The following is a 13450-nucleotide window of genomic DNA, read 5'->3' on the forward strand; positions in this document are numbered from 1 at the left end:
ACAGCCGACGTCCGAATTCGTCAATCCACCAGCCGGACGCGGACCCGCCGGTTGGCCCGACCCTTGCTCTCCACCTTGACGACCTGCACCTTGCCGATCTGGGCGGTGGACGCGACGTGGGTGCCGCCGTCCGCCTGGACGTCCAGACCGACGATGTCGACGATCCGCACCTCCTGCTCGTCCGGCGGGATGAGGTTGGACTGGGTGCGGATGATGTCCGGCAGAGCCAACGCCTCGGTACGCGGCAGCACCCGGGTGGCGACCGAGCGGTCGGCGGCCACCTCGGCGTTGACCAGCTCCTCGATGCGGCTCTTGAAGTCCGGCGGCACCTCGGGCAGGTTGAAGTCCATCCGAGCCTCGCCCGGTTCCATCGAGTTGCCCGTGACGAGCGCGCCGAAGTCGCGGAACACCACGCCGCAGAGCACGTGCAACCCCGAATGGGTACGCATCAGACGGGTGCGGCGCTCGTCCTCCACCGCGCCGACGACCTCGGTGCCGACCGGCGGCAACGGGTCACCCTCGGCGGGGATCAGGTACGGGTCGTCGCCCTTGCGGGTGCCGACGATCCGGGTCTGCACGCCCTGCCAGAGCAGTACGCCGTGGTCCGGCGGTTGACCGCCACCACCCGGGTAGAACGCCGAGCGGTCGAGCACGATGCCCTGCTCCGGGTCGGCGTGCAGGACCGTGCAGGTCCACTCGCGCAGGGTCGGGTCCGCGAGATCCAGCCGGTGCGTCCGGCCATGCTGTGTGACGCCCATGACAGGGCACGTTACTCGTTGAGGAAGCCGGAGATGCGCTCCCGCAGGTCGGCGCGTTCCGACCAGAGGAACCCGGGGCGGTCGTACACGTGCAGAGTGGCCCGGGGCAGCGCGGCGGCGAGCTGCTCGGCGACCTCGACCGGGTGCAGGTCGTCGCCCGCGCACCCGATCACCAGGGCCGGCGCGGTGACCGCCGACAGCACGCCGGCGTCGTCGAGCGGCACCTGCCCCGCCAGGGTGGCCAGGCCCTCGTCCAGGCCGTCGCGGAGCAACTGGTCCAGTCGCTGCCGCAGGTACGCCCAGCCGGCCGGCGTGTTGCGCACCGCCGCCGGCAGCTCCAGCGAGACGACGTCCGCGACGGCCCCCGCGTCACCGCTGGCCACGGCATCCACCAGGGCGCCGACGCGGTCCCAGGCGGCCGGACCGCGCGGCTGGTCGAGCGCCGCCGGCAGGAAGAACACCAGCTTCTCGAAGCGCTCCGGACTCTCCGCGAGCAGGCGGCAGAGCGCCCCCGCGCCGAGGCTCGCCCCGAACGCCCGGCTGGCGCCGCCGAGATCCGCGATGGCCCGCAGGTCACGGGCGAGGTCGAGGTAGGTCCACGAGCCGGGCGGCGCGTCCGAGCGGCCGTGCCCCCGGAACTGGAAGAACAGCCGACGACCGGCCACCCCGCTGCCGAACGGTCGCGTGGTGGCGATCCCGTTGCCCAGCCCGTGCGCGAAGACGGTGACCGGGTCACCGACGCCGGTGACCAGGCGTTCCAACCGCACGCCGTGCGGCGTGTCGACGAGCTCGGTCTCCGGATCGGGGATCGCGGGACGGCCGGTGCGCGGCCCACCCGGGCCCGGACCGAAGGTGCGGGGGCCGCTGTCCGGTGGAGGAGGCCAGCGGAAACCTCTCACCAGAACCCTTTGCCGTTGCCGTCGCTGAGGTCGCGGAGACCGACCCGCACGTCGAGCAGGTAGATGAGCGCGGCGGCGATGCCGATCAGTCCGAAGAGGCTGATCGGACCGCGGCTGAGCAGGATCAGGACGAGGCAGACCGCGAGGATCGCGATCCAGCCGCCCTTGGGCAGCGTCCCGATGGCGGCGAAGGCGTCGGACCGCTGCGTGATGGCATGCACCAGCGCGACACCCTGAATGATCAACGCGAAGACGAGCAGGATCAGCTCGATCACGTAACGGACTTCGAACGCGAAGATCGGCGCGGCGGTGGCCATGCCGGCAAGTTTATGTCGACGACCCCGACTACGTCCGACAAGGACGCCGTCGGGATCGCCGACAGGTGTGAACTACTCGGCCGCCGGGCGGGTCCGCTTGGTGGCCCGAGGCAGCTTGGCCGACGGGGTCTCGGCCGGCTTCGCGGCCTTCGCCCGGGTCGCCTTCTTGACGGCGGCCGGCTTGGCCTCTGCGATCTCGGCGACCTCGGTCGGGCTCGGCGCCTCCGCCGGGGCGGGCGTCGCCTGCGCCGTCGTAGCGGTCTGAGCCGTGGCCGTGGTGGCGGTCTGAGCCGTGGCCGTGGCCGTGGTGGCGGTCTCGGCCGTGGCCGTGGCCGCCTCGGTGGCCTCGATGTCCGCGTTGACCGTCTCGGCGGCCTCCAGCACGCCGACGCCGACGACCCGCTCGCCGCGAGCCACCAGCGCGCCGTACGCGGCGAACGCCCGCTCCTGGGCCGCCTGGGCCGCGGTGACCACCACGGCCGCGTTGCGGGTGGCGGCGGCGCGCAGCTTCTCGATGTCGGCGACCTCGCGCAGCTTGGCCAGGTCGGCCGACTCGCGCAACTTGGCCAGGTCCAGCTCGGCCTGTGCGCGGTCGCGCAGGGTGCCGGCGGTCTCGTTGGCCGTCCGCAGCGTCTCGGTGGCCTTCTGACGCAGCTCGAAGCCCGTCAGCACCGCCCGGCCGCCCAGGTCGGCGACGACCCGGGTGCCGTGCAGACCGACGGCCATGGGCAGCTTGCGGAGCTGCTCGATGGCCAGCTCGGCCGCCCCGGCGGCGGCGTAGATGGGAGCGGGGATGCGATTGGTCTTCGGCTCGGTCATGACGTCTCCTCCTCGGCCGTCTCGGCGGCCTTCTTCTTCTCGGGGGTGCTGCTCGGGGCGTTCGTCCCGGGGGTGCTGCTCGGGGCGGGTGCGGGGCCCGCCTCGGTCACGGCGACCGACTCGAGCACGGCCTCGGTCGGGGTGCCGCCCTCGGTGGTGGGGCCGGTCGCGGCCAGGTTGGCCACGTCGGCGGGCCCGTCGGCGACATCGGTCGGGGTGGTCGCCCCGGCTGCGGCCTGGGCCTCGGACAGCCGGGCGTTCTCCCGGCGGAAGGTCTCGTAGATCTGGCTGAGCGACTGCTTCTGGGCCATCGTCAGGTCGGGGTCCACCGCGATGGCGGCGAGCACGCCGTGGCCCTCCTTGTCGTCGAGCAGCCCGGCCCGCAGGTACATGGCCGGGGTCGACACCCGCAGCGCGCTGGCCAACTGCTGGAGCACCTCGGCGCTCGGCCGGCGTAGGCCGCGCTCGATCTGGCTCAGGTACGGGTTGCTGACCCCCGCCTGCTCGGCGAGCTGGCGCAGCGAGATCTTGGCGTTACGGCGCAGATCGCGGATGAACCCGCCGACGTCGGGGAGGTCCTTTGGGGTCGCCATGGTGCCGACGCTAACCGGATCCGCTAACTCCTGCAAGCAAAACGCTAGCCAAAGTTAGCAAGGTCTCAGCGTCCCGTTTGCGCCCCACCCCAACCGGTCCGTACGGTCCGTTGGTGCACAAGATCACAGTCAATGGAGCAGTTCTCGCGTACGACGAGGCCGGCAGCGGTTCGCCCGTCGTCCTGCTGCACGCCGGCATCGCGGACCGGCGCATGTGGCGGGGCGTCGTACCCGCGCTCGCCGCCCGACACCGGGTGATCGTCCCGGACCTGCGCGGGTACGGCGACTCCGAACTGCCGCCGACGCCGTTCGCACACCACGACGACGTGGCCGGCCTGCTGGACGCTCTGGACCTGCCACAGGCCGCCCTGGTCGGCTGCTCCTTCGGCGGGTCGGTCGCCGTCGACACCGCCCTGGCCCATCCGGACCGGGTGAGCGCGCTCGCCCTGCTCGACACGGCGGTCTCCGGCAACGAGTGGTCCGACGAGGCCAACGAGCTCTGGGACGACCTGGTCGGCGAGGTCGACCCGGACGACTTCGTGGCGGGCGCGGCCGGCGAGGTGCGCTTCTGGGTGGTCGGTCCGGCGCGTCAGCCCGCCGACGTCGACCCCGAACTGCTGGCGTTCGCGCAGGAGATGGATCAGCGCGCCCTGGCCGCCGAGTTGGCGCTCGGCGCGGTCGAGGTGGGAGAGCTGACGCCACCGGCGATCGGCCGTCTCGGCGAGCTGAAGATCCCCGTCCTGGTCACCGCCGGCGCGGCGGACGTACCGGACATCCGCCAACTCGCCGACCGGATCGCCGCCGAGGTCCCGAACGCGACACGATTGCCGGACGTCCCGGACGCCGCGCACCTGCTCCCCCTGGAGCGCCCCGAGGCCGTCAACGCCGCCCTCCTGAACTTCCTAACCTGAGCACCCACCCGACCTCCAGCACCCGCCACCCCGCACCCGCCACCCCACACCCGCCACCCCACACCCGCCACCCGGCACCCCGCACCCGACCTCCAGCACCCAGCACCCAGCACCCGGCACCCGGCACCCGGCACCCGGCACCCGGCACCCGGACAAGCGTGATGCCTCAGAGTCATCTTGATGACTCTGAGGCATCACGACCACTGGCGACCGTCCCACCCCAGCCACACACCCCCGCCCACCCGGTGGGGGCGAGACTGGGAGGTGGGGGTTACCAGAGGGGGCGGATTGCGCCTACCGGGACGCCGCCGCCGAAGAGCGGCACCTCGGCGTACTCGGTCAGCACGGGAGCGTCCACGCCGAGCCGCCGCAGCGCCGAGACCAGGACCGGCATGCGCGCCCGGTCGGCCCCGTCGTCGATCTTGAGGGCCACCGCGCCGACGCCCGGCAGTCCGACCGCGAACACACCCTCGGCGCCGATCTTGGCCAGGAGGCCCGGAACACCGCGCATCAGCCGGGTGTCGTCGGCCTGGGTACCGCCCACGATCTCCGGGTGGGCCCGCATCGCGTCGGCCACCCGGCGCGGCGCCGAGCCGGGCTCGGCGTCGACGAGCCGGAGGTACGCCCCGGCCAGGCCGGTCAGCGACACCGCGAGTACCGGTGCGCCGCAGCCGTCCACGCCCACCGCCGCGGTCGGCTCGCCGGTGAACTCCTCGACGGTCGCCCGCAACCGCTGCTGCAACGGGTGCTCCGGCCGCCAGTAGCCGTCCCGGGGCCAGCCGGCGGCCCCGCAGGTCAGCAGCATCCCGCTGTGCTTGCCGGAGCAGTTCATCTGGACCCGGCTCGGCCCACCCCCGGCGCGTAGCACCGCCTCCCGGGCCGCCACGCCCGCCGGCAGGTCGGGCGGGCAGTGCAGCGCCGAGGCGTCCAACCCGGCCCGGTCGAGCAGCGCGCCGACCCGGGCCAGGTGGAAGTCCTCCCCCGCGTGGCTCGCCGACACCAGCGCCAGGTCGGCCGGGTCGCTGAGCGCAAGGCCGGCGCGGAGCATCCCGATCGTCTGCATCGGCTTGCTGGCCGAGCGCGGAAAGATCGGCGCGGTCACGTCCCCGGCGGCGGCCAGGGTCGCCCCGGTCGCGTCCAGCACCACCACCGAACCGCGGTGCCCACCCTCCACGAACCCGGACCGGACCACCTCGGCGAGCGGCACGCCGCCCTCGTACGTCTTTCCCACGTGCTGGACGGTACCCAGGGGATCGGGCCGCCCGTCGGCGGGGTGACCAGGTCGTCAACCGCGCGGGTGACAGGGGCGGGGGAAGCCCGTGGCCTTACAGCCCGAGCAGCGCGCGAGCCTCGGTGGTGCTCAGCGGCGGCCGCTGGGCGAGTTGGGCGAAGCCGACCGCGCGGGCGACCAGCTGCATGTTGGACTCGACCGGACGACCCTTGGCGTACGTCACCGTGTCCTCCATGCCGACCCGCAGGTGCCCGCCCGTCGAGAGCGAGGCCAGCAGCACCGCAATGGTGCTGCGGCCGATGCCGGTGGCCGAGAACGTGGTGCCCTCGGGCAGGTCCCGCAGCATCCGGTGGGCGGCGACGAGCGTCTCGGTGGTGCCCGGCATGCCGCCCGGCACCCCCATGACGAAGTCGACGTGTACGTGCCCGCCCGCCGGCAGCCCGTACCTGCCGAGCAGCCGCTGCAACGCGGACAGGTGACCGAGGTCGAAGATCTCGTACTCCGGCACGATCCCGCGCTCCTGCATCCGGGTGTGCAGGTCGACGATGAACTCCCAACGGTTGAGGAAGACGTCGTCGCCGAAGTTGACCGTGCCCATGGTGCAGGAGGCCATGTCGGGACGGGCGTCGAGCACGGCGAGCCGGGACGCCTCCGGGTCGGTCACCGCGCCGCCGGACGAGAGCTGCACGATCAGGTCGGTGTTCTCGCGCAGCGCCGCCACCGTCTCGGCCAGGCGGGCCGGGTCTAGGGTCGGCCGGGCCTCGTCGTCGCGGATGTGGACGTGGATCACGGCGGCGCCGAGCGCCTCGCACTCCTTGGCGGTGCGCAGCAGCTCGTCCAGCGTCACCGGCAGTGCCGGCACCTCCGCCTTGGCCGACTCCGCGCCCGTCGGGGCCACCGTGATCAACGTCCCTGTCGTCATGCCGGCGATCCTAGACGTGCCGGTCAGGACGGGTCGATCGCCGCCGCGGTCTCACCGATCATCAGAGCGGCGTCGTCCGGGACGTTCCGCTTCAGGACGGCGAGCGCGACCTGACCCAGTTCGTGGTGCAGCACGGCGGTGCCGACGAAACCCACCGCCCGTCCGTCGAGGGTCACCGGCGTACCGGCGGTCGGCGGCTGGTCGGTGGTCACCCCGTCGAGGTGCAGCAGCACCAGGCGGCGGGGTGGCCGGCCCAGGTTGTGCACGCGGGCGACCGTCTCCTGACCCCGGTAGCAGCCCTTGTCCAGGTGCACGGCCGGGCCGATCAGGTCCACCTCGGCCGGGATCGTCCGGTGGTCGGTGTCCACCCCCACCCGGGGCTGCCGGGCGGCCACCCGGATCGCCTCGTACGCCCAGAGGCCGGCGACCGGCACGCCCGCGCCGCGTAGCTCCGCGACGACCTGCTCCATCGCCGAGCGGGGCACCAGCAGGTCCACCCCGAGGAGGCCGCGTCGCGCCCAACCGCCGATCGACAATGGTCGGACGTCGTACCGGATGCCCGCCCGGGGCGGCACGGCCCCGGCGGCGAACTTCGGACCCGGCACCGGGATCAGGTCCGGTGCGGCCAGCCCGGTCACGCCGAGCGTCCCGACGGCCTCCGCCGCCGCCGGACCGACCAGCGACAGCAGCGCCCGTTCGGCGGTGGCGTCGCGGGGGTCGACCTTGCTGAAGAACCGCATCTTCTCCAGGTACGCCAGCAGGCCGTCGGTCGCTCCCGGCTCGGTGTCCAGCCAGGTGGTCTCGCCGTCCTCGGCGACCAGGGCGTGCTGCTCGACGTGCCCGTGCGGGGAGAGCACCAGCAGTTCGGTGCCCTCACCGGCGGAGAGCGTCGACAGGTGCTGCGAGGTGATCGTGTGCAGCCAACCGGCACGCTCCTCGCCGGGCACCGCGACGATCCCCCGGTGCGACCTGTCGACCAGGCCGACCTCGGTGTCAAGTACGCGCTGCTCGCGCAGCGGATCGCCGTAGTGCGCGGCCACGCCCCGCACCCCGGCGGCGACGTGCGCCGGGTCCGGCTGATCGCGGCTGGCCTCGTCGATGCTCTCGACGGCCACCGCGCCCGCGATGTCGATCATTTGTGGTCCCCGTTCTCGCACCGGCCGCAGACGCCGAAGAGTGACACGTGCCCGATGTCCACCCGGAAGCCCCGCTGCGCGACCAACTGGTCGGCGAGCGGGCGGAGCAGCTCCGGATCGATCTCGTCGATCGCGCCGCACTCCCGGCAGACCAGGTGGACGTGTTGGTGCTCACCCGCCGCGTGGTACGTGGGCGAACCGTGCGACAGGTGGGTGTGCGTCACCAGGCCGAGCCGTTCCAGCAGCTCCAGCGTGCGGTAGATGGTGGTGATGTTGACCCCGGCGGCGACCTCCCGCACGGCGGCGTGCACCCGCTCCGGGGTGGCGTGGCCCAGATCGAGCACCGCCTGCAGGACGAGCTGCCGTTGCGCCGTCAGCCGCAGCCCACGGGCCCGGAGCATTTCCGCGAGGGAGGATTCGGACACCGTCCGATCATAGTTCGACGAACGCGCCGACTCCCTACGCGCGGTTGTCCCCCGCTACGCTCGACGGTCATGGTGACGTCGTCCGTCGGCAATGTCCCGGCCACGCCGAGCGCGCGGATCGCCGTGCTGGGTCGGGGCCCGATCCCGGCGGACGAACCCGTGCTCCGCGGCGACGACCTGGGCGTCCTGCGCGGCGACGGCCTCTTCGAGTCGATGCACCTGCGCCACGGGCGACCGTGGCTCCGCGACGAGCACCTGGCCCGGCTGATCACCGCGGCGGCAGCCGTCGAGCTGGACCTGCCGCCGACCGACGCGCTGACCGATCTGCTCGACTCCGTGCTCGTGGGCTGGCCGGCGGAGGTGGAGGGCGCGTTACGGCTGGTCTGCACCCGGGGCTCGGAGGCCGGCGGTCCGCCGACCGTCTACGCCACGCTGACCGCCGTGCCGGCGTCGTCGCTGGCGGCGCGACGGAACGGGATAACCGTGGCCGTCCTGCCGCTGGGGGTGCCCGCCGACGCGCGTACCGGGCTGGACTGGCTACCGGCGGGCATCAAATCCACCTCGTACGCGGTCAACAGCGCCGCCCGCCGCTGGGCCCGACGGGCCGGGGTGGACGACGTGCTCTGGGTCTCGTCCGACGGGTACGCCCTGGAGGGGCCGATCGCCAACGTGGTGTGGCTCACCGGTGACACGATCTGCACGGTGCCCGCCGCCACCACCGGCATCCTGCCCGGCACGACCGTCGCCTGGCTGCTCGCCCACGCGCACGAGCTGGGCCTGGACGGTGCCGAACGGATGGTGACGCCGGCGGAGCTGCACGCCGCCGACGGGCTCTGGTTCAGCTCCTCGGTACGCGGACTCGCCGAGGTGCGGATGCTGGACGGGGTACGCCGGGACCCCTGCCCGCGTACCCCCGCCCTGCACGAACTGCTGGGTTTCCCCGTCGACTGAGCCGTCAGCCGCCGACCCGGACGAGCCGCGCCGACAGGTGCGGGCTGAGCGGGTGACCCATCGCGGCCATCTCCTGTGCGTACAGCAGCGCGCCCTCGACGATGCCGAAGAGCCGGTGACCCCCGGTGACCTCCTTGGCGGTCGCCGTCCGCACCACCGCGTCGGTGGCGAACTCGACCTGGGTGCCGGTGCGCTTGCCGAGATGCAGCTCCATGACACCGGTCGGAGTCGTCAGCAGGGCCTCCAACTCGTCGGTGGCCCGGCCGTCCACCAGCACCGGCCGCCACCAGCCGACCTCACGCCCGGCCGGGCGGACGGGCCGGCTCTGCTCGTCGAGGATCCAGGCCCGCGACTCGTAGTGCAGGAACGGCCGGCCGTCGTGGCTGATCCGGATCTCCTGCGCGTAGTCGAAGTCCTCGATGGTGGGGAAGCCGCCCTTGCCCCGGCCCCGCCACAGACCGATGTACGGCAGCAGGCCGTCCAGCGCCGGGTGCAGCTTCGGCCCGACGCGCAGGTCGTGGCTCTCCTCGTACGGGTACTCCTCGACCGGCGGCGCGTTGAGCCACGGCGGTTGCAGCGGATTCTCGTCGCTCACTGTGCGCTCACCAACGTCCCCTTGAAATCCTTACCGCCAGATAGACCAGGCCACCGGCGAGCGCGCCCAGGCCGGCGACCAGCAGGCTGACGAACCCGATCTCGGTAACCATCCCGACCATCCTATGCTGGGCCCCATGGCCCGCTCTCTCGTCGTCAAGGTCACCGCCGGTGCGGACGCCCCGGAGCGGTGCGCGCAGGCGTTCACGGTCGCCGCCACGGCGGTCGCGGCCGGCGTGGACGTCTCGCTCTGGCTGACCGGGGAGTCGACCTGGTTCGCGCTGCCCGGCCGCGCCCAGGAATTCGAGCTGCCGCACTCCGCGCCGCTGGCCGAGCTGCTGCACGTCATCCTGACCAGCGCTCGGGTGACCGCCTGCACCCAGTGCGCGGCCCGGCGGGAGATCGGCCCGGAGGACGTACTGCCCGGTGTGCGGATCGCGGGCGCCGCGGTCTTCGTCGAGGAGGCGTTGGCCGAGGGCGCGCAGGCACTCGTGTACTGACCCCTGACTCAGCCGGATGGCGGAGTGCGAATACCGACCCGGCAACCCGAAGCGCTGCCTACGATTCGGATGTGACCGAGGCGACCCAGCGGTTCTTCGAATCCCTGCCGGCGCGGGCACCGAGGGTCCTGCGCGGCCTGGCCGCCGGAACCCTCCAGATCGACCTCGGCATCAACCACCAGACCGAGCACTGGCTGGTCCGGATGCGGCCGGGCGAGGTGCGGGCCACCCGCGAGCGAGGCCCGGCCGACGCCATCTGGTACAGCAGCTCGGCCCTGTTCGACAGATTGATCGCCGGTGAAGCCCAGGCCCTCGCCGCCGTGCTGCGCAACGAGAGCACCTTCAGCGGCGACGTGGTGCTCTTCCTGGCCTTCCGCCGCTTCTTTCCGGACCCGCCGGGCACGAGGGACCCGCGCGAGGTCGCCCGCGAGGCAGTCGGGCGGCGTTCGTGAAGGATCTCGTCAGCATCCTGGACGGCAACACCTTCCTGGTCACCGACCACCGTGGGGACATCGAGCCGTCCTTCGACTTCCCGACGGGACTGTTCTCGTTCGACACCCGCTTCCTGTCGAGCTGGGTGCTCACCCTCGACGGGCAGCGGTTGCACGCTCTCTCCGTGGACACCAGTGAGTCGTACCGGACCACGTTCTTCCTCGCGCCCGGCGAACCCACCCACTACCTGGACGCCAAGGCGTCGGTGATCCGCAGCCGCGAGATCGGGGGTGGCTTCGACGAGGAGCTGACCGTCCTCAACCACTCCGGCGAGGAGGCCGATTTCATCGTCCGGGTCGAGATGGGCAGCGACTTCGCCGACCTGTTCGAGATCAAACACGCCCAACAGAAGGTGGGCCGGACGACGGTCGCGGTGACCGACAACGAGCTGCGCCTGACGTACCGGCGGGAGGCCTTCCACCGGGAGACCCGGATCCGCTCCACGGCACCGGCACAGGTCGACCCCGCCGGGATGACGTTCCGCGTCCGGGTCGACAGCAACGGCGAATGGACGACCCGGCTGCGCATCTCCACCACCGTCTTCGGCGCGCGGGGCGAGGACATCCGCACGACCCTGCCGTACGCGGGCGGCCGCGGCGGGGACGCCATCCGCGCCGAGCACCGGGAGCTGATCGACCGGGCGCCGAAGCTCGGCTGCGACTGCGAGCCGCTGGCCGGGGCGTACCGGCGCAGTCTCAACGACCTGGCCGCGCTGCGCTACGAGTCGATCGCCCTGGGCGTACGGCTGATCGCCGCCGGGCTGCCGTGGTTCATGACCCTCTTCGGTCGGGACAGCATCATCACCTCGTTGCAGGTGCTGCCGTTCCTGCCGGAGCTGATCCCGCCGACCGCGCAGATGCTGGGCGGCCTTCAGGGGCACCGGGTGGACGACTTCCGGGACGAGGAGCCGGGCAAGATCCTGCACGAGCTGCGGTACGGCGAGACCGCCGGCTTCGAGGAGCAGCCCCACTCGCCGTACTACGGCTCGGCCGACTCCACCCCGCTGTTCGTCATCCTGGTCGACGAGTACGAGCGCTGGACCGGCGACACCGCGCTGGTCCAGCGGTTGGAGCCGCAGGTCCGCGCCGCGCTGGACTGGATCGACACCTACGGCGACCTGCTCGGCACCGGTTACCTGTCGTACCGCACCCGCAACCCGGAGACCGGCCTGCAGAACCAGTGCTGGAAGGACTCCTGGGACGGCATCTCGTACGCCGACGGCCGGCTGCCCGGCTTCCCCCGGGCCACCTGCGAGTTGCAGGGCTACGCGTACGACGCGAAGGTCCGCGCCGCCCGGCTCGCCCGCGAGGTCTGGGACGACCCGGCGTACGCCGACCGGCTGGAACGGGAGGCGGCGGAGCTCAAGCAGCGGTTCAACCGCGACTTCTGGATCGCCGACCGCGGGTACTACGCGCTCGCCCTGGACGCCGACGGTCAGCAGGTCGACGCGCTGACGTCGAACATCGGGCACCTGCTGTGGAGCGGGATCGTGGACGAGCCACGGGCCGGCAAGGTGGCCGAACACCTCCTCGGGCCGCGGCTCTTCTCCGGCTGGGGGGTGCGGACCCTGGCCGAGGGCGAGGGCCGGTACAACCCCATCGGCTACCACGTGGGCACCGTCTGGCCGTTCGACAACTCGATCATCGCCTGGGGGTTGACCCGGTACGGCTACCGGGAGGAGGCCGGGCGAATCTGCGACGCCATGCTGGCCGCGTCGGAGTACTTCGGCGGGCGGCTGCCGGAGGCGTTCGCGGGCTACACCCGCAGCCGCACCGGCTACCCCGTGGAGTACCCCACCGCGTGCAGCCCGCAGGCCTGGTCGAGCGGCACGCCGCTGCTGTTGCTACGCGTGATGCTCGGCCTGGAACCGCAGGGTGAACATCTGATCATCGACCCGGCCGTGCCGCCGGGCATGGGCCGGGTGGAGCTGCTGGACATCCCGGGTCGCTGGGGCCACATCGACGCGTTGGGGCGCAGCCGCGATCCGGACGATCGAGGCACGGGCGGCTGACCCGCCTCCTCAGTCGGGGCAGCCGACGGTGGCGGCCACGCGTGCGGCGGCCGGACCGAGTTCGGCCAGCACGGTCACGTCACCCGCGCGGTACGCGTACACCGGCGGGTTGTCCAGCAGTGGGGTGCCGCCGGCCAGCGCGGCGAGGGCGCTGGTCTCGGCCGGGCCGGGACCGGCGGCGGACCGTGCGGTACGGGCCAGGGTGCCGTCCGGGCAGGGCGCGGTGACCAGGTCCGGCGCGCTGCCGGTCGGCCGTCCCAGCGCGGTCAGGGCGGCCGTGAGCGCCGCCGCCTCCGGGCCGACGGCGGTGGCCGGCGGCGGGTCGTAGCCGGCGCCCGGCGGCCGGCACCCCGTGTCGACGGTCAACCGCAGCCGGCCGTCCCCGGTCGGCCGCCCCGCGACGGCGACGAACTCTCCGGCGTCGGCGCGTAGTTCCGGACCGTCCAGGCCGGGGCCGACGCCGGCCCGCCAGCTCGCGGGCAGCCGGTCGGCGATGCCGGTCAGTACGGCCCGCCCGGTGTCGGCGGGCGCCAACACGGCGATCTCGCGACGCAGCCGCGCGCCGTCGGCGAGTGGGGTGACGCGGCAGCCCGCGCTGACCCGCGCCGGTCCCAGCTCCAGCAGCCCGGTCGTGCCGGCGGCCCGGGCCAGCTCGCCGACCGCCCTGTCGACCACCGGAGCGGCCTCGGCGAGGGTGCGCTGCTCGCGCACCGTCGGTGGGTCGTCGCGGACCGACATCCAGGTGAGCCCGGCCAGCAGGAGGGCCCAGAGGACGGTCGCGACCAGCAGCCAGCGCCGCCCGCGCCGGGCGGGCGCCGGCGGGGCGGGGTCGCTCGACGAGGGCCAACCCGTCTGGACAGCACCGCTCACCCGGCCATGGTGTCACGAGCC

The 13450-nt window shown here is 73.1% G+C and carries 17 protein-coding genes; 5 read left to right on the forward strand and 12 right to left on the reverse strand.

The annotated features are described in order from the left end of the window. Positions 1–20 precede the first annotated feature (20 nt). The 5 genes from ACQP03_RS31510 to ACQP03_RS31530 all read right to left on the reverse strand — a co-directional run bounded on the left by ACQP03_RS31510 (position 21) and on the right by ACQP03_RS31530 (position 3386). The gene (locus ACQP03_RS31510) at positions 21–758 is read right to left on the reverse strand and encodes an alanyl-tRNA editing protein (protein ID WP_151488505.1); all 738 of its coding nucleotides are present in this window, start codon (positions 756–758) and stop codon (positions 21–23) included. Between the two features lie 11 nt (positions 759–769). After that, on the reverse strand, positions 770–1657 hold the full coding sequence (locus tag ACQP03_RS31515; RefSeq protein ID WP_433459425.1) for an alpha/beta fold hydrolase: 888 nt from the start codon (positions 1655–1657) through the stop codon (positions 770–772). Then, complete coding sequence (locus tag ACQP03_RS31520) at positions 1654–1974, reverse strand: DUF2516 family protein (protein WP_355050857.1); 321 nt, start codon at positions 1972–1974, stop codon at positions 1654–1656. Before ACQP03_RS31520 ends, ACQP03_RS31515 begins: the two co-directional genes overlap by 4 nt. A gap of 72 nt (positions 1975–2046) precedes the next feature. Beyond that, the gene (locus tag ACQP03_RS31525; protein WP_433459427.1) at positions 2047–2793 is read right to left on the reverse strand and encodes a hypothetical protein; all 747 of its coding nucleotides are present in this window, start codon (positions 2791–2793) and stop codon (positions 2047–2049) included. Continuing rightward, a complete protein-coding gene (locus ACQP03_RS31530) occupies positions 2790–3386 on the reverse strand; it encodes a helix-turn-helix domain-containing protein (RefSeq protein WP_357129058.1) in 597 nt (198 codons plus the stop codon). The genes ACQP03_RS31525 and ACQP03_RS31530 overlap by 4 nt, the downstream gene beginning before the upstream one ends. A gap of 113 nt (positions 3387–3499) precedes the next feature. Here ACQP03_RS31530 and ACQP03_RS31535 point away from each other — a divergent pair, with 113 nt between their 5' ends. Beyond that, positions 3500–4297, forward strand: coding sequence for an alpha/beta fold hydrolase (locus ACQP03_RS31535; RefSeq protein ID WP_357129055.1), 798 nt, complete (start codon positions 3500–3502; stop codon positions 4295–4297). Between the two features lie 271 nt (positions 4298–4568). Here the strand turns inward: ACQP03_RS31535 and ACQP03_RS31540 are convergent, their stop codons facing one another. The 4 genes from ACQP03_RS31540 to ACQP03_RS31555 all read right to left on the reverse strand — a co-directional run bounded on the left by ACQP03_RS31540 (position 4569) and on the right by ACQP03_RS31555 (position 8011). Next, positions 4569–5528 carry an asparaginase gene (locus ACQP03_RS31540; protein WP_396832434.1) on the reverse strand — a complete coding sequence of 320 codons (960 nt, stop codon included), beginning with the start codon at positions 5526–5528 and terminating at the stop codon, positions 4569–4571. Positions 5529–5622: 94 nt separating this feature from the next. After that, the gene (locus ACQP03_RS31545; protein ID WP_357172396.1) at positions 5623–6450 is read right to left on the reverse strand and encodes a 3-keto-5-aminohexanoate cleavage protein; all 828 of its coding nucleotides are present in this window, start codon (positions 6448–6450) and stop codon (positions 5623–5625) included. Positions 6451–6473: 23 nt separating this feature from the next. After that, positions 6474–7586: a YgfZ/GcvT domain-containing protein gene (locus ACQP03_RS31550; RefSeq protein ID WP_357129046.1), complete on the reverse strand. Its 1113-nt coding sequence runs from the start codon at positions 7584–7586 to the stop codon at positions 6474–6476. Beyond that, a complete protein-coding gene (locus tag ACQP03_RS31555; protein WP_357129042.1) occupies positions 7583–8011 on the reverse strand; it encodes a Fur family transcriptional regulator in 429 nt (142 codons plus the stop codon). Before ACQP03_RS31555 ends, ACQP03_RS31550 begins: the two co-directional genes overlap by 4 nt. Positions 8012–8080: 69 nt before the next feature. Between ACQP03_RS31555 and ACQP03_RS31560 the strand changes: the two genes are divergently transcribed. After that, on the forward strand, positions 8081–8962 hold the full coding sequence (locus ACQP03_RS31560) for an aminotransferase class IV (protein ID WP_357172398.1): 882 nt from the start codon (positions 8081–8083) through the stop codon (positions 8960–8962). Between the two features lie 4 nt (positions 8963–8966). On the opposite strand, the gene ACQP03_RS31565 is transcribed toward ACQP03_RS31560, so the two are convergent. Continuing rightward, positions 8967–9557 carry an FABP family protein gene (locus ACQP03_RS31565; protein WP_355050865.1) on the reverse strand — a complete coding sequence of 197 codons (591 nt, stop codon included), beginning with the start codon at positions 9555–9557 and terminating at the stop codon, positions 8967–8969. A gap of 7 nt (positions 9558–9564) precedes the next feature. After that, the gene (gene mtfM, locus ACQP03_RS31570; protein WP_267897534.1) at positions 9565–9669 is read right to left on the reverse strand and encodes a small membrane protein MtfM; all 105 of its coding nucleotides are present in this window, start codon (positions 9667–9669) and stop codon (positions 9565–9567) included. A 12-nt stretch (positions 9670–9681) separates the two neighbouring features. On the opposite strand from mtfM, the gene ACQP03_RS31575 reads away from it, so the two are divergent. From ACQP03_RS31575 to ACQP03_RS31585, 3 genes are all read left to right on the forward strand, one after another. Further along, positions 9682–10056: a DsrE family protein gene (locus ACQP03_RS31575; protein WP_357129035.1), complete on the forward strand. Its 375-nt coding sequence runs from the start codon at positions 9682–9684 to the stop codon at positions 10054–10056. Positions 10057–10127: 71 nt separating this feature from the next. Continuing rightward, positions 10128–10508, forward strand: coding sequence for an SCP2 sterol-binding domain-containing protein (locus tag ACQP03_RS31580; RefSeq protein WP_396832437.1), 381 nt, complete (start codon positions 10128–10130; stop codon positions 10506–10508). Then, positions 10505–12559: an amylo-alpha-1,6-glucosidase gene (locus ACQP03_RS31585; RefSeq protein ID WP_357129029.1), complete on the forward strand. Its 2055-nt coding sequence runs from the start codon at positions 10505–10507 to the stop codon at positions 12557–12559. Before ACQP03_RS31580 ends, ACQP03_RS31585 begins: the two co-directional genes overlap by 4 nt. A 9-nt stretch (positions 12560–12568) precedes the next feature. On the opposite strand, the gene ACQP03_RS31590 is transcribed toward ACQP03_RS31585, so the two are convergent. Continuing rightward, positions 12569–13429, reverse strand: a complete 861-nt coding sequence (locus tag ACQP03_RS31590) for a hypothetical protein (protein ID WP_357172404.1) — start codon at positions 13427–13429, stop codon at positions 12569–12571. Positions 13430–13450: the final 21 nt, after the last annotated feature.

The sequence above is a fragment of the Micromonospora sp. CA-248212 genome (assembly GCF_050948405.1).
Classification (GTDB): domain Bacteria; phylum Actinomycetota; class Actinomycetes; order Mycobacteriales; family Micromonosporaceae; genus Micromonospora.